Source organism: Paraferrimonas sp. SM1919 (genome assembly GCF_010993985.1).
Classification (GTDB): Bacteria; Pseudomonadota; Gammaproteobacteria; order Enterobacterales; family Shewanellaceae; genus SM1919.
Genome location: NZ_WINH01000021.1, coordinates 24,153 through 51,041, shown reverse-complemented (window position 1 = coordinate 51,041; position 26,889 = coordinate 24,153). Strand labels below are relative to the sequence as shown.

Genomic DNA, 26,889 nt, shown 5'->3' with positions numbered 1-26,889 from the left:
GAGCCAAGCTCGCAGTCAGCCGGTGACGCTCTCGAAACGAAGTGTCCTGGTTTTAAGCCTTAATAATATCCTGCCAATCTAAGTTTGGTTCACCAATCACCACAAAATTCGGGTTTTCAAAGCTTTCCCTCTGGTTGTAACTTAGTGGTTGCAGTTCAAAGTTGGCAATACGGCCACCCGCTTCTTCGACAATACATTGGGTTGCGCCCGTATCCCATTCACCGGTTGGCCCCAAACGCATATAGCAATCAGCACCACCTTCGGCAATTAAACAGCTTTTAAGGGCGGCACTGCCAAGGGGGATCAGGTCATACTTTAAATCTGGGCTAAAGTGTCTTAATAGGAATTCGGTTTTTTGCACTCGCGATACTGCTAAGCGAAGACCAGTAAGCTTATCCACTTTAAAGCTAGTACTATTAATTCTATTAGTTTGACCGTCGGCTTGACGCTTAAAAGCCCCTTGACCTTTGACTGCGTAGTAGCAAACATCTGTCATTGGCGCATACACTACGCCCATTGCTGGTTGATTCTTTTCAACCAAGGCGATGATCACAGCAAAATCACCACTACGAGAAATAAATTCTTGAGTACCATCTAATGGATCGACCAACCAATAACGCTGCCATTGGCTTCGCACAGATAATGGGATCTCGGTATCTTCTTCAGACAAAACAGGAATATCAGGTGAGAGCTTAGCTAACCCCTCAGCAATAATTTTATGGGCAGCGAGATCGGCACTGGTAACAGGAGTATTGTCAGATTTGATTTCCTTATCATATTGACCCGCTAGATATATTGCCTTGATCGCCTTAGCGGCGTCCTTCGCAATTACTATTGCGCCTTCAATCAGCTGATTTTTATCCATAACCACTCCTACCACAATAAATTAGGATCTATCTAACTCTTGTTTTGCCAAAAATAAAGCGGCCACTGACCGAGCTTCATTAAAATCACTATCTGCCAATAACTTTGCTGTATCTGCGATCGCAAAATGGACACATTCTATAGGCTCGGGCTCATCACCCGGTAACTTACTTGGATACAAATCCAGAGCCAAGAAAATATGCATTTGACTACCAAAAAATCCAGGCGCCATAGCAAGAGTCTTTAGAGGGATTAACTGCTTGGCTCCAAAGCCTAGCTCTTCTTGCAATTCTCTGTTTGCCGCTTGAACAGGCGTTTCACCAGGATCAATTAATCCTTTCGGGAATCCAAGCTCATATTTTTCAGTACCAACGGCATACTCACGAGCAAGCAACCATGTTTGACCAGCTAAAACAGGTACTATCATCACCGCACCAGAGTTATTACCACGCATTCTTTCATAAATGCGCCGCTCACCATTACTAAAGGCTAAATGTACTTGTTCTATATTAAACAAACGACTTTTGGCGACAGACTCTGTAGCCAAAATTTTAGGTTTTTGCAACGGCTTATCCATAATTTAGCAGTAACTTAACTCATATTGATAATATTAAGTGTACCTCAACCACATTGAATATGAAGCGCTCAATAACACAATATATAAAAATTTTTGTACTGCTCATCTGATTAAAATGCTTCACCCATTCTTAGATAAAAACTGTGTTCAAATTCTGAAGCCGCCACATCAATACCAATATTCAACTTTTCTTTTGCGCTCAATAAATAACGGATCCCCGTGCCACCAGAGACAAAGACTTTGTCATTTACCGATGAACTTTGCTTTTTCTCGATACCGGCAACGCCAGCAAACCCTACCCAGGTCCATTTACCAGCGAACTTCCAACGGTATTCCGATTGTAACCAAGCGGCACTATTGCCCCTTAATTGTTCCCACTGAAAACCACGCATCTCAACATTCACTTGGGCATAATCCGGTGAATCGCCTAATAGTTGCTTGTAAGCACCATTAAAGGCAAGTACATGATTGGGCTGCAGCTCAATATAATGGGAGGCTTTAGCTGATAACTGATGGTAGTTATGCTGAGAACCCAGCGCCTCTAAATAATGCCAGCTTGAAAACTCGATATTCCAACCCTTAGTGGCGTTAAATTGATTATCACGGCTATCGTACTGGGCCAAACCACCAAAACCCGCAGATTCCCCTTTCATACGACGCTCAAAGTCTTCATTTTGGTCTGGGTTAGGCCCCTCCCCCTTAGCTTGGGTGTGGTAATAGGTAAACTGACCACCAATGTACCAGTTATCAAAAAATTGCTTCTGCAACGAGCCAAACACAAACTGAGTTTTGCCATTGTATGGCAATGGCACAGGCAATGGTTTATCAAAACCGAAATGCTTTACATGGGAATTGATATAACCATACATGCCTTCGGCTCGCCATTTGTCATCTTTAAAATAATGCTTGTGGCCACCGAAGAACATAAAGCTATCGGTATCGGTATACTGGGTATAAGCCCAACTGGTCGATGCAGGCGTGTCGTTGTTAATACGGTCATGCAAGTACATGGTATTTAATGCTAAGCCACTGCCTTGGCTTGGAGAAGAAGTCGGTACGGGAGCAATAAAGAACTTGTCCCAAAAGCCCGCTGGCTTTTCTTTTTCAGGGGTTGGCGTTGCAGCTGTTTCGGCTGTAGCCAGCAAAGGCGTGACTAAAATGGGCAATAAAAGTGAACGAAGCAGTTTCATAACTGTAGGGATCCTTACATGATGGCTTAGGGCTAACCAGCCCTGAGACTCGTCCCCTAATTATAGGCTGCATGAATGCAAAGCAATTTTATTCCCTTCAGAATCTAAAACTGTGACTATGTTCCCATGTACACCAATATTGTTAATTTCCGTCAATACTTTACCCCCATTGGCGGACACCGCCGCAATGGCTTCATGCAAACGCCCATGACAACCAAAGTATAGAAGCATGCCCGCATCTGGGTTTATTTTTTCAGGCTCAATGACTAATGCGCCACCATTCTGGTTGGCATACATAAAGACGCCAAAGGTTTCACCGTTAAGCTCTTGAATAGAAGTCTCTGCACTAAGCACTTCACCATAAAACTTTAGCGCTCGCTGCAAATCCTTAACAGGCACATCCACCCACACAATGGCGTTATTTTCAGTATTGTAATCAGACATATTGTCCCCTCTGCTGATTTAGATAACTCACTTAAAGCTAACAGAGTGAACAAAAAATAGACAGAACTAATAGACTTTGCTAATCAAGCCACTTATGGAGGTATTCTGGGAATAATGCAGGCTCGGCCACCAACTTCTCTTTGCTGGTTTTGTGCAGACGTTTTAACTGGTATTCCACCTTTGATGCTTGTGAGCGGTCACCCACCTCAGCACTAAAAACCAAGGATAACGGCCCTTTTCCCTTGAGAGCTTTTGCCCCCTGTGGCTTTGATTGATGCTCACTTAAACGCCTTTGGGGGTTAGTGCTAATACCGCAATATAATGCATTATTAGCACTGCGAACCAAATACACACTCCATGTAGACACTCGCTGTTATTCCCCTTCAACTACCCAATCTACTCTGCTACTGCCTTGACCGTCGGCATCAAGTACATCCAGTAATTTAGGCACCAGTGATTCTAGCTGGGTATCGAGCTGCCACGGTGCATTAATGATCATCATGCCTGAACCATGCATGCCAAATTCAAGCTGCTGGGCCTCTACTGATAACTCTGCACGAAGTAGGTTATTTATGCTTAATTGGCTTAACTTATAGGCTAACCACTCAGAATAATCTCGCTTCTCGGCCAGTATTGGGTACCAAACTGCAATGACAGCTTTAGGCCAACGCTTTAACGCTTTTTGCACGCCATCAATGACTGCCTGATAATCGGTTTTCAACTCGTAAGAAGGGTCAATAAGCACAAAACCACGGGCTGGGGTTGGTGGTAATAATCCCACTAAGCCCTCAAAGCCATTACGATGATGGATATGCACCCTATTATCAAATCCTAGGTTGTTTCTTAATTCATTAATCTCGTTATTATGCAATTCAATTAACTGCATATTGTCCTGTTGACGGAGCAAATAGCGGGCGATCTCAGGTGAGCCGGGGTAATGCAGCAACTGACCATTAGGGTTATGGTGACTAATCACCTCAAAGTAATCACTTAGCTCAGGAAACTCTTGCTTAAGAGGCCATAATTTGGCGATACCACCTTGGTACTCTGCCGTTTTTTGTGCTTGTTCAGACTCTAACGAATACAAACCCGCGCCACTATGGGTATCGAGATAACAAAACGGCTTATTTTTCTGTTTAAACTTATTTAACAGCAGAACTTGGGTGGCGTGTTTTAACACATCGGCATGGTTGCCAGCATGGTAGCTGTGGCGGTAGCTGAGCATAGATTTTCCAAACAATAAAGGCATCTAAATGATGCCTTTATTGTAGCTAATGTGAGTTTTACTATAAAGGCTAGTAAGGACTAAACATCTTGAAGAACTCACTTAAAGCAACCACCACTGCCACAAAAATAACTAAAAACAACAGAATATTTGCCAGCGCTCTAAGAATACTGAAGCCTTGTAATTCACTGATACCAACACACATAACGACCAATGACCAAATACCAACAACAATACTCGCTAGGCTAAATATCAGCAACAAAGTAATTACCAGTCCACTGGGGTTCTCCATCAAATATTCTGAGTCAACGTAGCCATTACCCATTAAAATCATGAGTAAAATCAACAGTGGCAACATTAATACTTGAATTAGACTGGCCCACGCTGATAACTCTACCAAAGAATTAAAACTTGCCTTGCCACCTAACCATTTTCCGGTCATGCTTAACAGCCAAGCTGAAACATATATCCCGATAATGCCCGCAATACTGGCAACGATTAGGGTAACCAGCAACATGCTGGTTAAAGATTCAAAGTATTCACTGGCAAAGTTATTAGAAAATCCTTGGGTGATCCCTGACAAAACCGCCAGAGGAATAATAAAGCCACTGTAATCGCTCAGTTGCAATGCTTTTATAGCTTCACGAGGATAAAACCAAATTTCTTTCAGTGGGTGCCTAAGTTGTTGTTCCATAACTTCTTTCCTTATTTTTTGATACTAATAATTATCTCTGCCTTTATGCCACCTTCAGCTCTGTTAGTCAACTTAACCACCGCATTATGCATTGCCGCAATTTTTTTTATTATCGCCAATCCAAGTCCAGAACCACCCGTACCTCGGGCCTGATCTCCCCTAGCAAAGGGCTCAAAAAGACCTTCTATATCTTTTTCGGGAATACCTGGGCCGTTATCTTCAATACTAATGCTGATGCTATCAGCGTCTTGCCAACAACTAAGCCTTAACCAACCATTGCCATAACGATAAGCATTCTCTACTAGATTATTAAGTAACCTTTTAAAAGCCACTTCATAGATCTCACTCTGTGCAACTGTATTCAAATCAAGCTCAATTTGGTCAAAACGATTCTGTTCTGCTTGAGCCATTTCCTGCAGTAGATCACTAAGGTTATGCTGACTTAGTATCTCTCCTTGATCGAGTCGAATATAAGCAATGAATTGATTAATGATCTCATCCATATCTTCAATATCATGAACAATACCATCCTTTAAATAATCTTCTTCGACCATCATTTCTGTGGCCAATCTAATCCGTGTTAATGGCGTTCGCAGATCATGAGAGATGCCCGCCATCAATAGTTGCCTGTCTTGTTCAAGTTGCTTCATGCTTTTGGACATCTGATTAAAAGAACGGGTCACTTGTTCAAGCTCAGTTGAACCATACAAAGGAATAGGGGCAGGATAATGCCCTAAAGAAACATCTATCGCGGCCTTTTCTAGTCTTCTCAAGGGTTTTGTTTGCTGTCGCGCAAACAACCAACCTCCTAATACTGATAGCGCACCAATCAGCATTAGATATAGGTTTAATAAAGATATATTTGAATCACTGGTGCCTGGTAAAGGGATCCTCAACCATACACTTGGCGCCTGAGGGGGATTTATCCATACTTGGTATTGCTCACCAGTTTGCACTCGAACTTCAGCTTGGCCACCGAGTTGCTTAGACATTTGCTGGGATAAAAAACCGTAGCGGCTGGCTTGCATTAACCCAGCTTGTTTGGCTTCTTTCCAAGTGAAGACCTCCAGTTCTCCAGGTCTTGCCCTTGCTTTAAGGGCATCGCTTACGGTTAACGTTAACGTATCTAAACCTAAATCCAATTCCTCAGAAAATAAGATATTTACTTGACGACCCATTAATTCATTGAGTTGTTCATAGTTTGGTTTAATCACGTAAAGAGTAACGGTTACATAAGACACTATTTGATTAATCATCAATACCAGACCAATCAATAGTGCCGTTTGCCCAAAAGCACTGCGGGGCAAAAAATTTCGCCACCAGCTTTTAGGTTTATTTGATGCCATTAATTACCACTGCCATCGGGAATAAACACATATCCTAAACCCCAAACAGTTTGGATATACCTTGGATTGGATGGATCTTGTTCAATCATTCGACGCAGTCGAGAAACCTGCACATCAATTGAACGCTCTAATGCAGAGTAATCTCTACCACGGGCAAGGTTCATTAGCTTATCTCGAGACAGTGGCTCACGAGGGTGTTTCACTAGAACCTTAAGAACGGCAAATTCACCGCTAGTTAATGCGATAGTGTTATCACCATGAATCATTTCACGGGTGGCTAAATTCAGGGTGTAATCACCAAAACTGATCTCTTGCTGCTGTTGGGAAGGTGCCCCAGGTGCCTCTTTAACCTGACGACGCATTACTGCCTTGATGCGGGCTAATAATTCACGGGGATTAAATGGTTTAGGTAAGTAATCGTCAGCCCCTAACTCCAAACCAATGATTCGATCGACCTCATCACCCTTAGCAGTCAGCATAACAATAGGCAGCTGCTCATCCTTTTGGCGCAAACGTTTGCAAATCGATAAGCCATCTTCACCAGGAAGCATTAAATCTAGAACTAAAAGATGAAAATTTTCTCGCTCTAATAATCTATCCATTTGCTCGCCACTTGAAGCGCTTCGCACTTGGAAACCTTGCTCTACAAGATAGCGTTCCAGTAAAGCTCTTAACCTTGCATCATCATCGACCACTAGGATTTTGGCAGTTTCCTGAGTCATAATTGTTCCTTAAAAGCTGATTTTGTAAGTCATATATTGACCAATATACTCGCCAATAGCCGTAAGTCAAAGTTGTGCTCAATCAAAATAGCTTAGAAAATTGTTACATTTTTTATATAGTTAACAGAATTTAATACTGTCGCAAATCGAGCAATACTGGTTAATCGGCTTGATAACTGATATCCAAGACAGTCCAAACCACGACACCACTTGGGGTTTGGACTTCTGCCTCGTCATCGACCTCTTTTTTTAGTAAGGCTCTGGCCATCGGTGAATCGATCGATATGTAGTCTTTGCGGCCATATATCTCTTCAGGGCCAACAATGCGAAAACGCTTAATGACTTCATCATCGTTTTCTACTTCTACCCAAGCCCCAAAGAACACCTTGCCATCTTGTTGAGGTGAGTAATCAACCACTTTCACGTTTTCTAAATATTTTCTTAAAAAACGAACGCGACGATCGATCTCTCTTAACCTTTTTTTGTTGTATTGGTAATCGGCATTCTCAGAGCGGTCTCCCAAACTCGCGGCCCAAGCAACTTTCTTAGTCACTTCAGGACGCTCCTCACGCCAAAGAAAATCATGCTCTTTATTTAACTTGTTAAAGCCTTCGCGAGTAATAATATTTGTTTTCAACGTTTTTAAACCTCTTATTGGATGGCACAATAGTAGCAAATAAGTGTTGTTTATCTAAACCCATTGACCTGCAAACGCTAACTGTTATAACAATGATTAACTTTACTTAAGAAAAATACCATCATGGCTTTTACTATTGATTTCCTCAAGACCTTGTGGGTTGCATTGCAGCTGTCCAGTCCATTATTAGTTGCCTTTATGTTGCTGATTAGCTTGCTGGGGCAAATTGTCGGCCATATACAACAATGGCCTAAATTCGAAACCTTCTACTGGTCATTTATCACTGCTTTTACTGTTGGATACGGTGATAGAGTGCCCAGCCTTAAAACAACCAAAATCATCGCCCTATTTATTTCGTTAATTGGAATCATGTTTACTGGCGTCGTTGTTGCCATCACCGTTGAGGCAGCAACCCATGCTTTTAAAATACATCATGACCTGCAACTTAACTGAACACGACGGCTAACCACTGATTTTTTATACAGTTGAGTCTTCCCAAATTCTGCCGCTATGCTAAAGTGCTAGCCATAAGGATATTAAATTCAATTAAGAGACCCAGATGCAGTCTATCCCTCATATCATTGCTAGTGAACTGCAAGTTCAACCTAGCCAAGTACAAGCGACTATCGCCCTATTAGATGAAGGGGCTACCGTGCCATTTATCGCCCGCTATCGTAAAGAGAAAACCGGTGGTTTAGACGATACTCAATTACGTAACTTAGCAGAGCGCTTAACTTACTTAACCGAACTTAATGATCGTCGCCAAGTGATCCTGGCAAGTATTGAGCAGCAAGATAAGCTTACCCCCGAGCTAAAAGCAGCTATTGAAGCGGCCGATACCAAAAACCGCCTTGAAGATTTATATCTGCCATATAAACCTAAGCGTCGTACCAAAGGGGAAATCGCTAAAGAAGCTGGACTTGAGCCATTGGCAGACATGCTTATCGCTGATCCTACCTTAGATCCGGAACATGAAGCACAAGCATTCTTAAATAATGACCAAGACATTAACGATACTAAAGCAGCCTTAGATGGGGCGCGTTATATTTTAATGGAACGCTTTGCCGAAGATGCCAACCTATTACAAAAAGTTCGCGACTACTTATCGCGAGAAGCGACCGTTGAGGCAAAAGTTATCGCTGGCCAAGAGGCGGCTGGTGAAAAATTTCGAGATTATTTTGAGCATTCTGAGCCATTAAGCCAAGTGCCTTCACACCGTGCATTAGCCATGCTCCGAGGTCGCAATGAAGGCATATTATCTATTGCCTTAAATGCGGATCCTAGTGCCCAAGACAATATGCAACATGCTGCCGGGGAGCAATTGATCCGTGAACACCTAGGAATTGTCGCTTCAGGTCGTGCCGCTGATAAATGGTTAACGACAGTGATCAGTTGGACTTGGCGAATCAAAGTTGCCTTGCACCTCGAGAATGAACTTATTAGCAAATTGCGTGAAAATGCTGAAACTGAAGCCATTAAAGTTTTTGCTCGTAACTTAGGCGATTTATTAATGGCCGCTCCTGCGGGCCGCAAGGCGACCATGGGATTAGATCCCGGCCTTAGAACTGGGGTAAAGGTCGCCTGTGTAGACAACACCGGCAAACTGGTTGCCCACACCACAATTTATCCCCATGCACCACAAAATCAATGGGAAAAATCTAAGCGAGCATTGGCAACGTTAGCGAAAATGCACAAAATCGAATTGATTGCAGTGGGTAATGGAACGGCTTCTAGAGAAACTGACAAACTCGCCGGTGAATTACTTAGCGATATACCAGAGTTAAAAGCGCAAAAAATTATGGTAAGCGAAGCTGGAGCTTCTGTTTACTCAGCCTCAGAACTTGCTGCCAAAGAGTTCCCAGATTTAGACGTATCAATTCGTGGTGCGGTATCGATTGCCCGTCGTCTGCAAGACCCATTGGCTGAGCTAGTAAAAATCGAACCCAAGGCCATAGGTGTGGGTCAATATCAACATGATGTAAGTCAATCACAACTTGCCCAATCCCTTGATAACGTAGTAGAGGATTGTGTTAACGGTGTCGGTGTCGAAATTAATATGGCATCCGCACCATTACTGGCTCGTGTTGCCGGACTATCTAAGACTCTTGCGAATAATATTGTTGCCTATCGAGATCTTAATGGTGCCTTTAAAAACCGTAAAGAACTATTGAGTGTTCCGCGCTTAGGCCCTAAAGCTTACGAACAAGCTGCCGGATTTTTACGCATTCAAGGGGGCGATAACGCCTTAGATAGCTCTGGTGTTCACCCTGAAACCTATGAATTAGTACAAGCCATGGCCCAAAGCGTGCAATTAGATGTGGCTAGCCTTATTGGTAATCGCGATAACCTACGCAAAATTGATGCTAAAGCCTTTGTATCTGAAGATTTTGGTCTGCCGACCATTAATGACATTCTCAAAGAGCTGGAAAAACCTGGTCGCGACCCTCGTGGTGAATTCAAAACCGCTGAATTTAAAGAAGGGGTAAATACCATAGCTGATCTCTATCCAGAAATGATACTTGAAGGGGTGGTCACTAACGTTGCTAACTTTGGTGCCTTTGTTGATATCGGTGTTCATCAAGATGGTTTAGTGCATATTTCTGCACTGAGCGACAAGTTCATTGACGATCCATCTAAAGTGGTAAAAGCGGGTGATGTGGTAAAAGTAAAGGTAATGGAAGTGGATGCACCACGCAAACGTATCAGTCTGACAATGCGTCTTACTGATAAAGCGCCAAGCCCTATGGATAAACAAGCCAGCCCAAGGGATCGTAAACCTATTCGCACCCAAGCAAAAGCACCGTCTCAACCAAGTCAAAACGGCGCTATGGGAAATGCTTTTGCTGACGCTTTGGCTAAATTAAAAAAGTAACTTAAACACATTGAGTAAATTTAGCTGTAGCTTTTGATAGAGAGCTTGCCAAATAACGACCGCTGACAACCTGCTCAGCGGTTTTTTTATTTACACACCGCTGCACAGGTTGTGATGGTAATTGACTATATTGAACCGGCTGCAACGATTCGGCAATTTTGACATCTTTACGAGCAATAACTGGTCGAGCATAGCTCATCCAGTGCATGATGGTAAATGTCTGACCTAGCTGCCAAGTTAATGTTGGTGGTTGATTATCTGATAATGCGTCATCAAGCTCATCCGAACGATTAGCACACAGCCACTGTTTAGATTTCGGTTGTTTATAAGCTGGTTGTTTTTTGGGATCTATTGCCTGCTCAGCCGCGGTCTTAGCTAATTTTTTAGCAGGGGCGAAGGTAACCGGCTTTTGCGCTTGCACGGCAAGCCTGTCCGCAGCTACAGAAGAGGTCGCTATCGGTACTTGAGGGTAATTAGATACTAAAAACATAGATACCGGCCAATAGGTGTATGATTATCATACAATTATCACCCAGTATCGTTTAAATATCAAACAAGTATTTACCCTACAGCAATGGACCGAACATATAAAAAAACTGCTCCAAAAGCTTTTTATAAGTCGGTCGCTGTCGCCAATTAGCTAAGCTCAGCGGTTTGGCACTTTGCAGGTAACTCTCTAAAAGTTGATGCAACTGCTGACAAAATGCTGGCGAGTCAATTGCCAGTGACACTTCAGAATTTAATCGTAGCGAGCGAATATCTAAATTTACGGTTCCAATCAAACTGTGCTCACCATCAACAAGCATGGATTTGGTATGTAACAAACCACCATCAAACTGATGAATTTCTACCCCAGCCTCTAGCAATTCGGCAAAATACGAACGACTCGCCCAACCAACCATTAGAGAATCATTTTTTAATGGCACAATCAGTTGTACTTTTACTCCCCGATAGGCTGCCATCTTAAGAGCTTCAAGCAAGGATTCACTGGGTACAAAATAAGGGGAGGTTAATATAATGGATTTTTGCGCATGATGAATATTTAACAATAAAATTTGTTGGATCACATTTTCAGGCAAACCATGGCCAGATGGGATAACTTGTAACGCATAGTTATCCTCATAATGTTGTGATGACTGGCGAGAAATTTCTTGCAGATAACGTTGACCGGTTTCAAATTCCCAATCCCATGCTTGCACACTGCTTAATACCGGTACACTTGGGCCTTGTATACGCACCATGATATCAATCCACTGCCCCACACCAGCACCCGTCTTAAAGTAACGCGCATCCACTAAATTCATTGAACCGGTATAAGCAACTTTGTCGTCAATAACGACAATTTTACGATGTTGTCTTAAATCCAGTCGACGCATAAACATCCGCAAAGGATGTACCCCTAAGGCTTTAACCACTTCAATACCTTCGCCTTTAAAACGAGCTGGCCATTTAGTGCTAAAAAACACCTTAGAACCGGCAGCATCAAGCAATAAGCGAATTTTCACACCACGTTTACTGGCCTCTATAAGGGCGCTGGCAACTTCATCAGCAAGACCGCCTGGTTGCCAAATATAAAACTCCATCGCGATGGAAGTCTGTGCCTGATTAATATCGTCGATTAAGGCGCTTAAAATTAACTCCGTATCACTAAAAAGTTTGATGTCATGGCCAAACTGACTTGGGATCCCTAATCTGCGCAAACTGAGTTCATGAATTGGACGGGCATGAGCTGACAATTGCTTGCTATTGGGCTTTATATCTTCAAACCAACGACGATAATGACGAAACATATTTAATGCTCGTTTAGAGCGCATTTGACCAAGATTAAGCTCACCAAATAACAGATAAACTGCCACGCCAACAATAGGAAGAATGTAAATTAATAATAACCAAGCGATTGAGACTCCAAAGGCCCTCCGCTTAAGCGCTATGCGAAAGGAAACGGTTGCTACCAGCAACCAATATAAGCCCACAATAATTATCGAAAGAACTTGATAAAAATGATCCATATAAACTTTACTTTCCTTGTATGTTTTTAGGTCTTTGTTGTCGGCCACTGCAATCTGGTTGCTTAGCAACTTGATCGAGTGTCTGAACCTTTTTAATTAACTCAAATCTGGCTAACATCGGATTATGATCCGAACCCCATGCTTGGGCTAACGCCCATGCTTTTATAGGCTTTAGATGTTCCGAATAAAAAATATGATCAAGTTTATCTCCTAAGAAGCGTTTAATCTGTTGGTCATTTTCAAACTCTAATGGTTTTAATTGATGCCGCTTGGCTAACTGCTCAAGTAGCATTAGTCGGCTATCGCTCCAACTATTAAAATCACCTACTAGCAAAGTCGGCAACTCTGCAATCGACAATTCCACCTGTAACTGCTGCAATTGTGCGGCATAACTTGCATCAGAGACAAAGTTAATTGCATGTACGTTGATCACCCTTAACATATTTTCATTATCAAGTTTATATATACTCATTATGGCTGCCTTAGGGGTCGCACTAATAGGCTCTAAGACATCACTCAAAAGTGGTTTTGCCTGCAACAATTGCCATTTCGATGTATTTAAAACACCTGAGAACTGACCTGATGATAACAATAGATTAGGTGTATATTGCAGCCCATATTCCTGTGGCCAAAACGCCTGTAACGGTGCTAAGTTGACTTCTTGTAAAGCGCTTACATCAACAGCATATTGGTTTAACAGAGTTAAATACCCTTGCTGCCAATTAGGATCATCGGCTTGCTTATAAATATTCCAATTTAATAGTGTAAATTGTCCAGTATTATTTTCTTGGATTGATGTCGATTGCCAACATTGCAATTGCGGTGTCTTTATTGGTTCAACACAGCCACTGCCCAACCAAACAAAAATTAAGATTAAAAATGCTCTTGCAGCCATTGACTTAACCCCTGTTCAAATTCCTGTTGATGAGAGACAAAAGGGGCATGAGACGCTTTAGCAATAATAAAATCCTGACTTTTAGCATTATGCTGCCACCTATTGGCCACTTTCACAGGTACCAAGCCATCGAGTTTGCCCCAGACCCTTAACCAAGGTTGGTCGATAGTGGCTAATTGCTGTCTCAGATCCACATTTGCTAGGAAATCTAACCCTTGCTGTAAAGCGATGGGAGCTGCTAGTGGCCTAGCTAATACAGATTTTTTTAACGAGCGGATATCATCTTTAGCAGAACTGCTGCCCATAGCTTGTAAAGCCATAAAACGTTCTATGGTGGTCGCGTGGTCGGTCGCTAATTGTCTGCCAAATTGACGCAGCACCGATGGCCTCATCCCAGGCCAATCCTCACGTTCACTAAAACTTGGAGAGGCCGCGATGGTAACTAAGCCGCCAACCTGAGAAGGCAAGCGTTGAGCTAGGGCCATTGCCAACATCCCGCCTAATGACCAGCCTGCTAACACGCAACGCTCAGGCAACTGCTGCTGAAGTTGCTGGCACCAACAATCAAATTCTGCCTCCACCGGTAGTGCATCACCATGACCCGGCAATTCAAGCAAGATTACCTTATGGCCATTATACTGATTGGATAAGTGTTTAAACACACTATCATTCATGCCCCATCCATGGATAAGAACTAAGGGTAATTTTTCATTATTCATTTTGTTTGGTGTCTTTTATGCTGTTACCTAAATTGCGCCAAAAATGGCAAAACCTAGGCCATAGCTTATTGCAAGGAATGGCCAAGAGTGTACCTAAGGCCTGCTTGTTGTGCCAGCAACCCCATCAGCAAAAGTATGCTCTATGCCAATATTGTTACCTCGAATACTGTCAACCTTGGGCCCATTGCTTATCCTGTGATAAACCGATTTCAAAAAATGCATTGCTGTGTGCAGCTTGTTGCCAACCAAAGCATATCGTCATTAGCGCCTGCCATTACCACAGTCCCCTAGGGCAACAAATTCCAAGTTTTAAAAGTGGTTGGCAGCTCGCTCTGCAACCGGTGTTATGCCAATTATTACAACAACGAATCCGCCTCTTCAAGCAAGCATTTCCACAAATTAAAATTAATAGTTTAGTGCCCATTCCTAGTCATATTTACAAATTAAAAGCCAGAGGCTTTAATCCTGCTTGGGTGATTGCCAATGATTTATCAAACAGACTTAGCACCCCATTAGTGGATGATAAATTATTTAAAATTAAACCAACCCAAGACCAAGCCGGATTAGACAACAAGCAGCGACAAAGAAATTTACTGGGTAGTTTCCATTGCCGTCATAATCTTGCTGATGCCAATATCGCCCTAGTCGACGACGTTTATACCACTGGTGCCACCATTAACGAAGCCGCCAAAGCGCTCGGGCTTAAGCAAGCTATTGTTTGCTGCTGGGCGCGAGCCAAGCGCTAAAATAACCCTCTCTGGGATTTTCAATTAATCAGAATAGGTGTATGATTAGGCAAAACTTGACTAATTTAGTCGGATATTTACCAAATTAAATATTTTATTGGAGTCCGCCCCAAATGATTGCTATTTCAGAAACGGCCCAGCAACACTTTGCAAAGCTTCTTGCCGACCAACCTGAAGGGACTAACATTCGAGTATTCGTAATTAATCCAGGTACTCCAGGTGCTGAGTGTGGTGTTTCTTATTGCCCCGCTGACGCTGTGGAAGATACCGATATTACCATCGAATATTCTGGCTTCAACGCTTTAGTCGATGAGCAAAGTGCTCCCTTCTTAGAAGAGGCCAGTATCGACTTACAAACCGATCAAATGGGTTCGCAACTGACCTTAAAAGCGCCGAATGCAAAGATGCGTAAGGTTGAAGATGACGCTCCCCTTATTGATCGTATTAACTACGTAATTCAAGCTGAAATTAATCCTCAACTTGCTAGCCATAATGGCAATATTAGCCTGATGGAACTCACCGCGGACGGTGTTGCCGTTATCCAGTTTGGCGGTGGTTGTAACGGCTGTTCAATGGTAGATGTTACCCTGAAAAACGGTATTGAAAAGCAACTACTGGAACAATTCCCTGGGGAATTAACAGGTGTTCGTGATATCACCGAACATCAGCATGGTGATCATTCTTACCAGTAACCAACGGCTAAAAAATTAAGGCCGCTGTCCGCGGCCTTTTTGTTATCGAATAAACCTATCATTGGCCATACTGATATAGTAATGCCCAGCCAACGTTATCCCTCTCGCTAACATAAATAGGGTGAGTGCCCCCCAGAGAGCATGATTGCCATAATCTAAATTCAACCAGTGCCATACTGGAAAAAACACCCCTAGGCTAGAAACCAGCATACTGTCACGCATTACTTGGCCCTTGGCTGCACCAATATACACCCCATCAAACAAATAACAGGTGACCGCTAATAACGGCATCCACACCAACCAAGGCAAGTACACCAATGCCGTTTGCTGTACCTCGGTAATTGAGGTCATGGCCCCTAATATGGCTTCACCAAAGCCTAAAAATACCAATGAGAAGCCAAGGCTGGCTAATAGACTCCATAACAAAGAGTAATTAACCGCCTGTTTTACCTGATGCTTGTCTTTGGCTCCCACACCTTTACCCACCATGGCCTCGGCACTATAGGCAAAGCCATCCAGAGCGTAGGCGGTCAGCATTAAAAAGTTTAATAAAATGGCATTGGCGGCCAGCTCTAATTCACCAATATTGGCCGCTTTAAAGGTCATAAAAGAAAAGGCAGCTTGTAAACATAAAGAGCGAATAAAGATATCGCGATTTAAACTCATCAGTTGCAACATGGCTTTAGGCTGCAAATTAAGCCAAAGTTGTTGCCATCGTGCTGATAACTGTTGTCTAATGGTGGTAAGTGTAAAACTAGCCAGTAGCATAAAACTGCCGATTTCAGCCACTAACGACGCCCAAGCTGCGCCCTTTACGCCCCACTTCAGCACCAGTACTAAATACAAGTCTAAGCCTAGATTTAATAGGTTAGCCAATACCACCGAATACATGGCCGCCTTGGGGTGATGACGCCCTAATAACCAGCCTAGGAACACTAGGTTCATTAAACTAAAAGGCGCGCTATACACCCGTATTCCATAATAATCTTTAGCAGCCCCAAGCACCAAAGCACTCGGATTTGAAAAGTAAGCTGCGGCCCCTAGCCACACATCCTGCAAAGCCACAATCAGCAGCGCAAAGACCAAGGCCAGCAATAACCCTTGTCCTAAAATATGCAGCTGCTTGTCATTATCTTTAGCCCCTAGGGCTTGCGCCACTAGCCCTGTGGTACTCATGCGTAAAAAGCCAAGCAGCCAGAACAAGAGTGTCAGCACCATAGAACCAAAGGCCACACCCGCTAAATAATGAGCCTGATCTAAATGCCCCAATACCGCTGTATCTACCAGCCCCAGTAACGGAGTGGTGATATTTGACACGATCATGGGAAAAGCGAGCGCCAATACTTTATAATGCATTTTTGAATCGTTAAAAAAAGCTCGGCTTTGTTTCATTAAGGGGCACTCTAAGTGTTGAATCGATTATTGTTTATTTTGGCGCTGGCCTTTACCAGCCCAAGCTTTGCGACTGTTATTCTAATGTATCACCATGTGGCTGAGGATACTCCAAAATCCACCAGCGTGACGCCTGCCCAGTTTGCAGAGCAGATGCAGTACATTAAGGATCAAAAGTTCGATGTTATTCCTTTGTCTAAGTTCGTCCAAAGCCATAAACAGGGCATTGAACTTGCGGATAACACCATGGTGATCACCTTTGATGACGGCTATCAGGATATCGCCGACAACGCCGCGCCAATTCTAGAGCAACACGGCTTCCCATACACCTTATTTGTGTCAATTGCGCCGATCGAATCTAAACGTAAATCCATGATGGATTGGCAAACTTTGAACCAGCTTGCCAAACAAGGGGCAGAAATCGCAAACCATAGTTATCAACATGATCACCTTGTTCATCAAGTGAACAACGATCCTGACTGGTTAGCCAAGACATTAGCCGATATCGAAAAAACGGAAACATTAATTAAACAAAATACAGGGCAAAACCATAAAATATTGGCTTACCCTTATGGTGAATACAATCTTGAACTTACCGAGGCCTTAGCGCAACGAGGTTATGCTGCTCTGGGGCAGCATTCAGGAGCCGCGGGTTTGAGTTCAGATCTTCAGGCTTTACCGCGTTTTCCTGTGGCAGGTCCTTTTGCCAACCTTAACAGCCTTAAAGTCAAAATGCATTCGCTACCAATGCCGATAACGGGCTTAAAAGGTCATCAAATGCAGCTCACTGTTGAGCAAACGCGCCCCTTACTCTCAGTTTCTTTGGATCCCAAAGACCTACAAATCAAGCAACTACGTTGTTTTATATCGGGGCAGGGTCAACAGCAGGTGAATTGGGTGGACAATCGCAGCTTTACTATTCAAGCTGAGAAAGAGCTCCCCCCTGGGCGTTCACGCTATAATTGTACAGCGCCAAGTCTGACCAAGGGCCGCTACTATTGGTTCTCACAAGCTTGGCTTAGACCAAAAGCAAACGGCCAATATCCTGAGGGTTAGAGATTCATTGCCTTACCAGCCAAAATATTATTAATATCGCTGGCCGCATAGTCAACTTTAAGCTGGGGCAATTGTCCTGACTGCAATTGGCTCGGCTTAATGATAGCTGCAAGGCGGCCGAAAGGATCAATTAAAGCCAGCGAACCACTATGCTCGACAAGGTAGTTCTGCTGGCTATTATCCCCAACAGAATAGACCAACCCTAATTGTCTAGTAAATGGATAAAGATCTTTATGCTCACCTGTTACGCCCACGAAATTTGGATTAAAAAATTCGATATATTCCTTTACCGCTTGTGGGCTATCCCGTGTCGGATCTACCGCCACAAACACCACCTGAACCTGTTGATCTAACTTGTTACTGATGGCCGATAATTTTGCCATGGTCAGAGGGCAAATATCCGGACAGGAAGTATAACCAACAAATATTAAGCTCCAAGTATTGAGTAACTGCGCATTGGTAAAATGTTGGCCGTTATGATCGATGAGTTTAAAATCAGTCAGAGGCCGAGCAACGGGATAAAGTAAAGCTGAATTAAGGGGCAATTTAGCATTGCTAAGGTAATGGGCATAGCCCCCCAACATGGCGCTGACGAACAGCGCCACTGCCACAACTACACGCTTACTCATGCCATCACCCAGTAATGGTCAGCCAGTAGTGCTACGAATAGCAACATCAGTTGAATAATTGAGTATTTAAATAAATCCATTGCTTTTGCATTAGAGTCAGTAAATTTTAGCTGCCAAGCTTTAACAATAAAGATGCTGCTTAATACCGTCGATATTGCTAAATATAACCAGCCCGACATACCCACAATCACTGGTAATAAACAGCAAATAGCCATCAAAAAGGTGTATAGCAAAATACAAGTTTTGGTAAATTCGACTCCATGGGTCACTGGCAGCATGGGCACATCTACTTTGGCATATTCTTCTCTTCTGGCTATTGCTAATGCCCAAAAGTGCGGCGGTGTCCAAGTGAAGATTATCATCACCAACAGCAATGCATTACCATGAAACTCTCCACTTATCGCCGTCCATCCCAGCAAAGGTGGCATAGCACCCGCTAAGCCGCCTATAACAATATTTTGTGAAGTAGCACGCTTTAAGTAAGCAGTGTATAGCACGGCATAGCCCAGCAAGCTGGCAAACGTCAGCCAAGCAGTTAAAGGGTTCACCCCGGCATATAAAATGACAAAACCAAACGCCGCAAGCAGCACTGCAAAAGTAGCAGCTTTAGGGGTTGAGACTTCACCTTGTGGTAATGGTCTTTTAGTCGTGCGTGACATAATTGCATCGATTCGTCTATCAAGGACATGGTTAAATGCAGCAGCGGCCCCCGACATTGCTCCAATTCCAATTAGCCCAAGGATCATAGGCTCTAATGGAATTGCCGATGATTGCACTAAACACATACCCACTAACACCGTGAGCAACATCAATAACACCACTTTGGGTTTAGTCAGTTGATAGTAACTACGCCAGTTAAATTGCCATTTTGGGGCAGGGGTGATCAGCTTTTCCATGTTAACCTCCATTGCTGCCAACGCAGCTGATAATTAATGCCAATTAGACTCAGCAACAACAAAGCTGCCACTAGGTTATGGGCCACGGCCACACTTAATGGCAGCAATAGCACCACATTTAGAATTCCAAGGGTAAATTGCACCAGTAACAGTGCCAGCATAGCTTTGGCCACTGGCTTTATTTGATTCGATGATTGCTTAAGTAACCGCCAAGCTAATATCATCAACAACCCAAAGGTAATGATGGCGCCAAAACGGTGGCTGACATGGATAGTCATCCGGGCATCATAATCTAACACCCCAAATTCATAACTTTGATGCTTACCTTGGTTAGGATTAAATGCCGAAACATCTAAGCGTTGTTGCCAACCCTGTTCACAAATAGGCAAAGCGGTACAGGCCGTAGCGGCATAGTTGGTCGAGGTCCAGCCCCCTAAACTGATTTGCGCAATCAAGACTACTAGTCCTGCTAGCGCCAGTTTATGACCAGAAGCGGGCACATCTTCTGGGTCGCTATCTGCTAAACGTAATCGCCACAGGTACAACAGCGATAGCACCGAAAAGCCGCCAATTAGATGGCCTAACACCACCAGCGGCATTAGGTTAGCGGTTACTGTTAACATCCCCAAATAACCTTGGAACATCACCAGTAACAACAGTACTAAAGGGAGTTTTTTGGCACCATCTGGGCTACGCCATGACTTCACTGCTAATAGCAGTATGACTAAGCCTAATAAAGACGCAATATAGCGGTGAATCATCTCTAGCCAAGCTTTATAAGCTTCAAAAGGACGATCTGGAAAAGCCGCTAGGGCATCACTATCTACTGCCGCTGCGGTCACTGTTAATTTGCCATAACAACCTGGCCAGTCTGGACACCCTAAACCAGCGTCCTCTAAGCGGGTCGTTGCTCCCATGACGATAACAGCCAAGGTCAGTATGAGTGCGAAATTAATCCATTTCTTCATTTAACCCACCTTTGATAGTTTTAATAGTTTACGAAGGTCAATCAACATATCACGGTTGATCATTTTTAAGCCCTCAGGATCTGAACCCAAATCGTAACTCATCATAATGTTACCTAACGGGTCGGCTATCATTAGCCTTTTCGGTGGCAACCCTGTCAGCGGTGATAGCGCGCTTATAAACGCAAGCTCCTGCCACTCGGAGACATTCACTTGCTTTGGGATTTTGATGCTTTCAGGTTTGAAAATAGATAATTTAACCCTATCTTGATTTCTGCCTAGAGCAACAAAACTTTGATGCATTAATCGCAGTTGTTGCTGGCAAAATTCCATGCAATCGTTATCGATTTGATAAATCAATTGCCATTTACCAGGGGCGGGGTTGATCATATCTAGCTCTGAAAAATTAATTGCCGGTGCCATTAATACTCCCCGATTGGTCACCCCTCCTTGATACCAAGATTGACTTAGATACAACTTGGCCAAAACCACAGGCATGGCAAATGCCAATACCAGCATGATAAGTGGTTTGATTTTTTTATTGTTACTCATCGCTTACTCCTTAGCCCACTTGCGCCAGATCAAAACACTCAAAAAAGCTTCAACGATGGCCATCAATGCCCATTGCAGGCTATAACCAAAATGCTTTGCTGGTGACATCACTTGATAACTAAAATTACTGGGTACTGCTTCGCCATTAACTTGATTTGCTATTGCGATAAAATTCAGCAATGGCCAGTTAAATTGCTGCTGTATTTGCTTAAGATTGATCGTTTGTATTCTTTTAGGCCAACCCTCTTCCGCCAATAACAGTCTGTTAAATTGATTAATAGAAGGTTGATACACTTGAGCTGTAAACTCTATGTGTTCGGGCACAGAGTTAATACTTGGCAGTTCATTTCTGCTTAATCCAGCCACCACAAAACCTAAATCAACCAATAACCACTGACCACTAGCAAGCTCTACTGGTACCAATTGTCGATAACCTACTTTTTTGTTAAGCACCTGATTATCCAGTAACAGAGTTCTATCAAAGCGAGCTAAAGCTTCTCCATAAATCCTTTGACCATCACTAAGGTTATGATTTAGGTTATTGATATATATGGGGTTAAGATTTTGCTGTTGATAATGTTGATCAATTCGTAATTGAGCCTGTTGGCCGCGTTCGAATTGCCACAGACTTAACCAACCAAGCAATAAAAACAAAATTACCGTAAACCCCATAAAGCCCAGCTTTAGGGATAACTTAGGAATGATTATGCTAGGATTTAAACTACTCATTATTGCCTTACTGCTTATCATTATTATTAGTTTGGCACTTGCTATGCGCTCAATGTTAAAACCACAAAACAACAAACCTATGAGCCATTATATTGGTCGCAGATTGATTTTCTCGGTCGCGACCTTGCTAATTATTTTGCTGGCAATGGCCTTAGGCTGGATTACTCCCAACCCAAGACCTTATTAACCTTTAGAGAATGTAGACAAATACAAATAACAACAACCACACTACATCGACAAAGTGCCAATACCAGCTACCCGCTTGAAAACCAAAATGGTTTTCAGGTGTAAAGTGGCCTTTGATGACACGCAATAACAAAATAAACAGCATGATGCCGCCTAAAGTTACATGTAAGCCATGAAATCCTGTAAGCAAGAAGAAGGTATTACCATAGACCCCAGAGGCGAGAGTCAATCCCATCTCACGGTAAGCATGGATATATTCTTCAACCTGCAGCACTAGGAATGCTGCGCCTAGAAGTACGGTTATCGCTAGCCAAATGGTTAATGCTTTACGTTTGCCTTGCTCTAGGTTCACATGGGCAATATGCAACGTTATCGAAGAAATTACTAAGATAATGGTGTTATACAATGGCAACCCCTGCCATGGCATCGCTTCTGTGGTGCTGCCGTCAGGCGTCATCACCAATGGCCAAACGGCTTCAAAATTTGGCCATAATATCTGACTCGTCATTTCATTATTGCCAGCACCGCCTAACCAAGGTACGGCCACCATTCTTGCGTAAAATAAAGCCCCAAAAAACGCTGCGAAAAACATCACTTCAGAGAAAATAAACCAGCTCATTCCTTGGCGGAAAGAACGATCCATTTGCGCTGAATACAGGCCACTCATGGACTCATCAATGACATTTTTAAACCAGCCAACCAGCATAAATAATAAGGTAACAATGCCGGCATAAAGCATATAGCTGCCCCAGCTGGTCGCGGTGCCAATTTGCTGTACCGTCGAGCCTGCACCTACGGCAATTAAAAACAAAGCAAAAGCCCCGACTATCGGCCAATAACTTTGATGAGGAACATAATAATTTTGATATTCACTACTCATAGTTAAACTCCAGGATCATCTGTGCTGTTAGGCAGCTGATCACTAATGTTATAAAGGGTATAAGCCAGAGTTAGGGTTTTGATTTCTTCAGGTAGAGCTGGATCGATGAAGAAAATTAGTGGCATATTCACACTAGCCCCTGCCGTTAACTGCTGGCTTTGAAAGCAGAAACATTCAGTTTTATTGAAATAAAGCGCCGCTAGCCCGGGCGATACTGAAGGTACCGCCTGGCCAAGAGTCATTTCGCTAATTTGGTTTTGAGCGATAAATGACACCTGTTTAAGCTCCCCTGGATGCACTTGAATCTTTTTAACTTCAGGTGCAAAGTCCCAAGGCATTCCAGGACTCACATTGGCAATAAATTCAATGGTCACTAAACGCTTTTCATCAACATAACCTGCCTCATAAACTATCGCTTCCTTTGCCGTTTTACCGTTAATACCAGTAATCTCACAAAACACGTCATACAAGGGTACTAAGGCATACCCAAAACCAAACATGCCTACTACTGCGGCAAGTAGAATTCCAATAAGTTTAGGAGTGGCTATTTGCTGCTGCATTATTTCACCTTAGGCGGGGTACTAAATGAATGATAAGGTGCTGGACTCGGTAACTCATCCCACTCAAGTCCTTCTGCACCTTCCCATGGTTTTGCCGGAGCCGGCTCGCCACTTCGGATACATTTAATGACCACTGCTAAGAAAATCAGCTGTGATAGCCCAAATACAAATCCACCGAGGGAAACAATTTGGTTAATATCTGCAAACTGTAATGCATAATCAGGGATACGCCTTGGCATACCCGCCAGCCCCAAGAAATGCATAGGGAAGAACAATACATTGACAGAGATGAGAGATATCCAGAAGTGCCATTTTGCTAAGGTTTCGTCATACATCTTGCCTGTCCATTTAGGCAACCAATAATAGGCTGCTGCCATGATCGAGAAGATTGCTCCAGTAACCAAAACATAGTGGAAATGCGCCACCACAAAATAAGTATCGTGGTATTGGAAATCTACCGGAGTAATCGCCAGCATCAATCCAGAAAAGCCGCCTATGGTGAACAAAATGATAAAGGCAATGGCAAATAGCATCGGTGTTTCAAAGGTCATGCTACCGCGCCACATGGTGGCAACCCAGTTAAATACTTTAACCCCGGTCGGCACGGCAATTAACATGGTTGCGAACATAAAGAACAGTTCAGCAAATACTGGCATGCCCGTGGTGAACATATGGTGTGCCCATACAATGAAGGACAGCAGCGCAATAGAGGCCGTGGCATATACCATAGAAGCATAACCAAATAGCGGCTTGCGAGAAAATGCAGGTACAATTGCCGAGATAATACCGAAGCTTGGTAAAATCATGATGTACACTTCAGGATGCCCAAAGAACCAGAAAATATGCTGGAACAACACAGGGTCCCCGCCACCTGCTGCAGCAAAAAAGCTGGTACCAAAATATTTATCGGTCAATACCATGGTCACCACCCCTGCAAGTACTGGCATTACCGCAATCAATAAGAAAGCGGTAATCAACCAAGTCCAAACAAACAGTGGCAGCTTCATCCACGTCATACCAGGGGCACGCATATTAACAATAGTAACAATAACGTTGATGGCACCCATAATTGAACTGATACCCATAATATGCACCGCAAATACAAATAGTGCGGTACTGTCAGGTGAGTAGGTTGTCGATAATGGTGCGTAGAAAGTCCAACCAAAGTTTGGACCGCCACCTTCCATAAACAGTGATGCTAACAAAATACTAAAAGCAAAGGGTAGAATCCAAAAGCTCCAGTTGTTCATCCTGGGTAGCGCCATGTCTGGTGCACCAATCATCATGGGGATTAGCCAGTTTGCCAAGCCCGTAAAGGCTGGCATTACTGCACCAAAGACCATAATAAGCCCATGAACAGTAGTCATCTGATTGAAAAAGTTAGGATCCACCAACTGTAAACCAGGCTCGAACAATTCGGCGCGAATGACCATCGCCATTGCTCCGCCAACAAGAAACATAAGAAAACTGAACCACAGATATAAACTACCGATATCTTTATGGTTGGTGGTCAACACCCATCGCATCAAGCCCTTAGCAGGACCGTGATGTTCATGATGGTCATCGACCATGACGCCATCTGCGCCGTGAGATAAACTAGTCATGAATTACTCCTTTACTGGCCAGACTGCGCTTGTACTTGTTCTTCGGTGACTAACTCACCTGAATTATTACCCCAAGCATTTCGCTCATAGGTAACCACTGCCGCAATTTCCCTAGGGCTAAGCTGGCTGGCAAAAGGCATCATGCCTGTACCCGCAACCCCTTTAACTACCACATTAATATGGCCAGACGCCGGACCTTTAATCACTGGCGAACCGATTAATGATGGGAATGCTCCAGCAACACCAGTACCCGTAGGTAAGTGACAAGAGCTACATTTAGCTAGGTAGACCTTTTCACCCTCAGCCATGGCAGATTCCATCGTTAATGGCGCTAATGGCTCAGCAGGTTTAGCTTCCGCCTGCGCCACCTGCACCTCAGGCTCAACGACGACGGCAGGTTCAACACCAGCAACATCTGCCGCTTGAGCACTATCACCCTTGTTGTTCCCCCAAGCATTTCGCTCATAAGTCACTACCGCCGCGATCTCAGTATCGGTTAACTGACTGCCAAAGGCCGCCATCGAGGTGCCAGACACACCGTTGACCACGATATCAATATGCTTAGCAATATCACCGTTAATTACCGGAGAACGAATAAGAGAAGGAAATACTCCTGGAATACCTTTACCATTTTCTTGGTGACAAGCAGCACAATTAGCCAAATACACTGATTGCCCCTGACTCATCAGTTCATCCATAGATAAGGTTTTGTTGAGGTCAGCTGCGGCTTGAGCGGCGGCCTGAGCGTTAAGTTCGAGCTGTGCAACTACCCAGCTATCGAATTCTTCAGGTGGTACTGCCTCTACCACTACTGGCATAAATCCATGGTCTTTTCCACATAGCTCAGCACACTGTCCTCGGTATGTGCCTGCTTTATCGACTCTGGTCCAAGCTTCGTTGATAAATCCTGGATTAGCATCTTTCTTAACAGCAAATGCTGGCACCCACCAAGAATGAATCACATCATCAGAAGTCATCAAGAACCGTACTTTCTTATTAGTGGGTATCACTAATGGCTTATCAACTTCCAATAAATAATGCTCACCTTTGTCGGCTTTATTAGAAATTTCATCTTGAGTAGTGGACATCACACTATAGAATTCGATGTCTTGATCTAGATATTTGTAGTGCCATTTCCATTGCGAGCCCGTTACCAAAATAGTAAGGTCAGAATCACTAGGATCTTCCATTTTTATTAAGGTTTGGGTTGCCGGGATGGCCATACCAATAAGAATTAAGAAAGGAATTAAGGTCCATAGCACTTCCACTTTAACGCTCTCATGGAATTTTGCTGCCACAGCCCCTTTGGATTTTCGGTGTTTATACATGGCAATGAACATTGCCCCAAACACTAAAAGACCTATTACACAACAGATGTAGAAAATCAGCATATGAAGGTCATATACCTCATTGCTGATCTCTGTGACCCCACGGGTCAAATTTAGCGGCATGTCGGCCGCAATTGATGTCGGTACAAATAGTAACGCTGACACCCATAACAACATTCGCGTCACAAGCTTTCTCCCTTTTGATTGCGTATAGCAAACACAAAGAAAAGCTTCACAGTCCTACTCATCTCTATGAAAACCTTTCGTTCCCAGAAATAGTGAGGGCTAAATATCAAGAGACTTGATAAAACTGCCTAGCCCAATTGCCAAAGGCAATCGACTAACGACCGAAATCTAACGTACTTATTGAATTATTATGGTAAGCACGGCTACAACAGAAAAGACGTTATAGCTATTAACCTAACCATTGGAGAAGGAATTGGCAAGAGGAATTTTCATTGCAAACTAGACTTCATACCA

At 43.4% G+C, this 26,889-nt stretch carries 30 protein-coding genes; 6 read left to right on the top strand and 24 right to left on the bottom strand.

Features of this window, described 5'->3' with window-relative positions; translation table 11 throughout:
* Positions 1–52: 52 nt before the first annotated feature.
* From cysQ to greB, 10 genes are all read right to left on the bottom strand, one after another.
* Positions 53–865 carry a 3'(2'),5'-bisphosphate nucleotidase CysQ gene (gene cysQ, locus GFB48_RS13210; RefSeq protein ID WP_163936574.1) on the bottom strand — a complete coding sequence of 271 codons (813 nt, stop codon included), beginning with the start codon at positions 863–865 and terminating at the stop codon, positions 53–55.
* A 21-nt stretch (positions 866–886) separates the two neighbouring features.
* Positions 887–1,441: an ADP compounds hydrolase NudE gene (gene nudE, locus GFB48_RS13205; RefSeq protein ID WP_163936571.1), complete on the bottom strand. Its 555-nt coding sequence runs from the start codon at positions 1,439–1,441 to the stop codon at positions 887–889.
* A gap of 110 nt (positions 1,442–1,551) precedes the next feature.
* On the bottom strand, positions 1,552–2,631 hold the full coding sequence (locus GFB48_RS13200; RefSeq protein ID WP_163936568.1) for a BamA/TamA family outer membrane protein: 1,080 nt from the start codon (positions 2,629–2,631) through the stop codon (positions 1,552–1,554).
* Positions 2,632–2,691: 60 nt separating this feature from the next.
* Positions 2,692–3,075 carry a VOC family protein gene (locus tag GFB48_RS13195; RefSeq protein WP_163936565.1) on the bottom strand — a complete coding sequence of 128 codons (384 nt, stop codon included), beginning with the start codon at positions 3,073–3,075 and terminating at the stop codon, positions 2,692–2,694.
* 79 nt (positions 3,076–3,154) lie between these two features.
* Positions 3,155–3,442 (bottom strand): GIY-YIG nuclease family protein, encoded by a 288-nt coding sequence (locus GFB48_RS13190; protein WP_163936563.1) that lies wholly within the window; start codon positions 3,440–3,442, stop codon positions 3,155–3,157.
* 6 nt (positions 3,443–3,448) lie between these two features.
* Positions 3,449–4,324, bottom strand: a complete 876-nt coding sequence (locus GFB48_RS13185) for a 23S rRNA (adenine(2030)-N(6))-methyltransferase RlmJ (protein WP_240464875.1) — start codon at positions 4,322–4,324, stop codon at positions 3,449–3,451.
* A gap of 46 nt (positions 4,325–4,370) precedes the next feature.
* Entirely contained in the window at positions 4,371–4,994 is a 624-nt protein-coding gene (locus tag GFB48_RS13180; RefSeq protein ID WP_163936560.1) for a Yip1 family protein, read from the bottom strand.
* Between the two features lie 11 nt (positions 4,995–5,005).
* On the bottom strand, positions 5,006–6,340 hold the full coding sequence (gene envZ, locus GFB48_RS13175) for a two-component system sensor histidine kinase EnvZ (RefSeq protein WP_163936557.1): 1,335 nt from the start codon (positions 6,338–6,340) through the stop codon (positions 5,006–5,008).
* Complete coding sequence (ompR, locus tag GFB48_RS13170) at positions 6,340–7,062, bottom strand: two-component system response regulator OmpR (protein ID WP_163936554.1); 723 nt, start codon at positions 7,060–7,062, stop codon at positions 6,340–6,342. The genes envZ and ompR overlap by 1 nt, the downstream gene beginning before the upstream one ends.
* 160 nt (positions 7,063–7,222) lie before the next feature.
* On the bottom strand, positions 7,223–7,699 hold the full coding sequence (greB, locus tag GFB48_RS13165; RefSeq protein ID WP_163936551.1) for a transcription elongation factor GreB: 477 nt from the start codon (positions 7,697–7,699) through the stop codon (positions 7,223–7,225).
* Between the two features lie 123 nt (positions 7,700–7,822).
* Here greB and GFB48_RS13160 point away from each other — a divergent pair, with 123 nt between their 5' ends.
* Both GFB48_RS13160 and GFB48_RS13155 read left to right on the top strand, forming a co-directional pair.
* A complete protein-coding gene (locus GFB48_RS13160; RefSeq protein ID WP_163936548.1) occupies positions 7,823–8,152 on the top strand; it encodes a potassium channel family protein in 330 nt (109 codons plus the stop codon).
* Between the two features lie 106 nt (positions 8,153–8,258).
* Entirely contained in the window at positions 8,259–10,571 is a 2,313-nt protein-coding gene (locus GFB48_RS13155) for a Tex family protein (protein ID WP_163936545.1), read from the top strand.
* 1 nt (position 10,572) lies between these two features.
* Here the strand turns inward: GFB48_RS13155 and GFB48_RS13150 are convergent, their stop codons facing one another.
* The 4 genes from GFB48_RS13150 to bioH all read right to left on the bottom strand — a co-directional run bounded on the left by GFB48_RS13150 (position 10,573) and on the right by bioH (position 14,194).
* On the bottom strand, positions 10,573–11,061 hold the full coding sequence (locus tag GFB48_RS13150) for a hypothetical protein (protein WP_163936542.1): 489 nt from the start codon (positions 11,059–11,061) through the stop codon (positions 10,573–10,575).
* Between the two features lie 76 nt (positions 11,062–11,137).
* Positions 11,138–12,580, bottom strand: a complete 1,443-nt coding sequence (gene cls, locus GFB48_RS13145) for a cardiolipin synthase (RefSeq protein WP_163936539.1) — start codon at positions 12,578–12,580, stop codon at positions 11,138–11,140.
* A gap of 7 nt (positions 12,581–12,587) precedes the next feature.
* A complete protein-coding gene (locus GFB48_RS13140) occupies positions 12,588–13,475 on the bottom strand; it encodes an endonuclease/exonuclease/phosphatase family protein (protein ID WP_163936536.1) in 888 nt (295 codons plus the stop codon).
* On the bottom strand, positions 13,454–14,194 hold the full coding sequence (bioH, locus tag GFB48_RS13135) for a pimeloyl-ACP methyl ester esterase BioH (protein ID WP_163936533.1): 741 nt from the start codon (positions 14,192–14,194) through the stop codon (positions 13,454–13,456). The genes GFB48_RS13140 and bioH overlap by 22 nt, the downstream gene beginning before the upstream one ends.
* A gap of 17 nt (positions 14,195–14,211) precedes the next feature.
* On the opposite strand from bioH, the gene GFB48_RS13130 reads away from it, so the two are divergent.
* Both GFB48_RS13130 and nfuA read left to right on the top strand, forming a co-directional pair.
* The gene (locus GFB48_RS13130) at positions 14,212–14,940 is read left to right on the top strand and encodes a ComF family protein (RefSeq protein ID WP_163936530.1); all 729 of its coding nucleotides are present in this window, start codon (positions 14,212–14,214) and stop codon (positions 14,938–14,940) included.
* Positions 14,941–15,053: 113 nt separating this feature from the next.
* On the top strand, positions 15,054–15,632 hold the full coding sequence (gene nfuA, locus GFB48_RS13125) for a Fe-S biogenesis protein NfuA (RefSeq protein ID WP_163936527.1): 579 nt from the start codon (positions 15,054–15,056) through the stop codon (positions 15,630–15,632).
* 42 nt (positions 15,633–15,674) lie between these two features.
* Here the strand turns inward: nfuA and GFB48_RS13120 are convergent, their stop codons facing one another.
* Complete coding sequence (locus GFB48_RS13120; protein ID WP_163936524.1) at positions 15,675–17,024, bottom strand: MATE family efflux transporter; 1,350 nt, start codon at positions 17,022–17,024, stop codon at positions 15,675–15,677.
* A gap of 15 nt (positions 17,025–17,039) precedes the next feature.
* Here GFB48_RS13120 and GFB48_RS13115 point away from each other — a divergent pair, with 15 nt between their 5' ends.
* Entirely contained in the window at positions 17,040–18,080 is a 1,041-nt protein-coding gene (locus tag GFB48_RS13115; RefSeq protein ID WP_240464873.1) for a polysaccharide deacetylase family protein, read from the top strand.
* On the opposite strand, the gene GFB48_RS13110 is transcribed toward GFB48_RS13115, so the two are convergent.
* Genes GFB48_RS13110 through GFB48_RS13090 form a run of 5 tightly spaced genes read right to left on the bottom strand, consistent with a single transcriptional unit; the run spans position 18,077 to position 21,851 of the window.
* The gene (locus tag GFB48_RS13110) at positions 18,077–18,709 is read right to left on the bottom strand and encodes an SCO family protein (RefSeq protein ID WP_163936522.1); all 633 of its coding nucleotides are present in this window, start codon (positions 18,707–18,709) and stop codon (positions 18,077–18,079) included. The two genes, GFB48_RS13115 and GFB48_RS13110, sit on opposite strands and share 4 nt — an antisense overlap.
* Entirely contained in the window at positions 18,706–19,605 is a 900-nt protein-coding gene (gene cyoE, locus GFB48_RS13105) for a heme o synthase (protein WP_163936518.1), read from the bottom strand. The genes GFB48_RS13110 and cyoE overlap by 4 nt, the downstream gene beginning before the upstream one ends.
* A complete protein-coding gene (locus tag GFB48_RS13100) occupies positions 19,593–20,573 on the bottom strand; it encodes a heme A synthase (RefSeq protein ID WP_163936515.1) in 981 nt (326 codons plus the stop codon). Before GFB48_RS13100 ends, cyoE begins: the two co-directional genes overlap by 13 nt.
* Positions 20,574–21,122, bottom strand: coding sequence for a hypothetical protein (locus GFB48_RS13095; protein ID WP_163936513.1), 549 nt, complete (start codon positions 21,120–21,122; stop codon positions 20,574–20,576).
* 3 nt (positions 21,123–21,125) lie between these two features.
* A complete protein-coding gene (locus tag GFB48_RS13090; protein WP_240464872.1) occupies positions 21,126–21,851 on the bottom strand; it encodes an SURF1 family protein in 726 nt (241 codons plus the stop codon).
* Between GFB48_RS13090 and GFB48_RS13085 the strand changes: the two genes are divergently transcribed.
* Positions 21,829–22,038 carry a DUF2909 family protein gene (locus tag GFB48_RS13085; protein ID WP_240464871.1) on the top strand — a complete coding sequence of 70 codons (210 nt, stop codon included), beginning with the start codon at positions 21,829–21,831 and terminating at the stop codon, positions 22,036–22,038. The two genes, GFB48_RS13090 and GFB48_RS13085, sit on opposite strands and share 23 nt — an antisense overlap.
* A gap of 3 nt (positions 22,039–22,041) precedes the next feature.
* Here GFB48_RS13085 and GFB48_RS13080 read toward each other — a convergent pair whose 3' ends face one another.
* The 4 genes from GFB48_RS13080 to coxB are packed head-to-tail and all read right to left on the bottom strand — an operon-like array spanning position 22,042 to position 26,595.
* A complete protein-coding gene (locus GFB48_RS13080; protein ID WP_163936505.1) occupies positions 22,042–22,917 on the bottom strand; it encodes a cytochrome c oxidase subunit 3 in 876 nt (291 codons plus the stop codon).
* Positions 22,918–22,919: 2 nt separating this feature from the next.
* Positions 22,920–23,477 carry a cytochrome c oxidase assembly protein gene (locus GFB48_RS13075; RefSeq protein WP_163936503.1) on the bottom strand — a complete coding sequence of 186 codons (558 nt, stop codon included), beginning with the start codon at positions 23,475–23,477 and terminating at the stop codon, positions 22,920–22,922.
* Complete coding sequence (gene ctaD / locus GFB48_RS13070) at positions 23,477–25,081, bottom strand: cytochrome c oxidase subunit I (RefSeq protein ID WP_163936500.1); 1,605 nt, start codon at positions 25,079–25,081, stop codon at positions 23,477–23,479. Before ctaD ends, GFB48_RS13075 begins: the two co-directional genes overlap by 1 nt.
* An 11-nt stretch (positions 25,082–25,092) precedes the next feature.
* Positions 25,093–26,595 (bottom strand): cytochrome c oxidase subunit II, encoded by a 1,503-nt coding sequence (gene coxB / locus GFB48_RS13065; protein ID WP_163936497.1) that lies wholly within the window; start codon positions 26,593–26,595, stop codon positions 25,093–25,095.
* Positions 26,596–26,889: the final 294 nt, after the last annotated feature.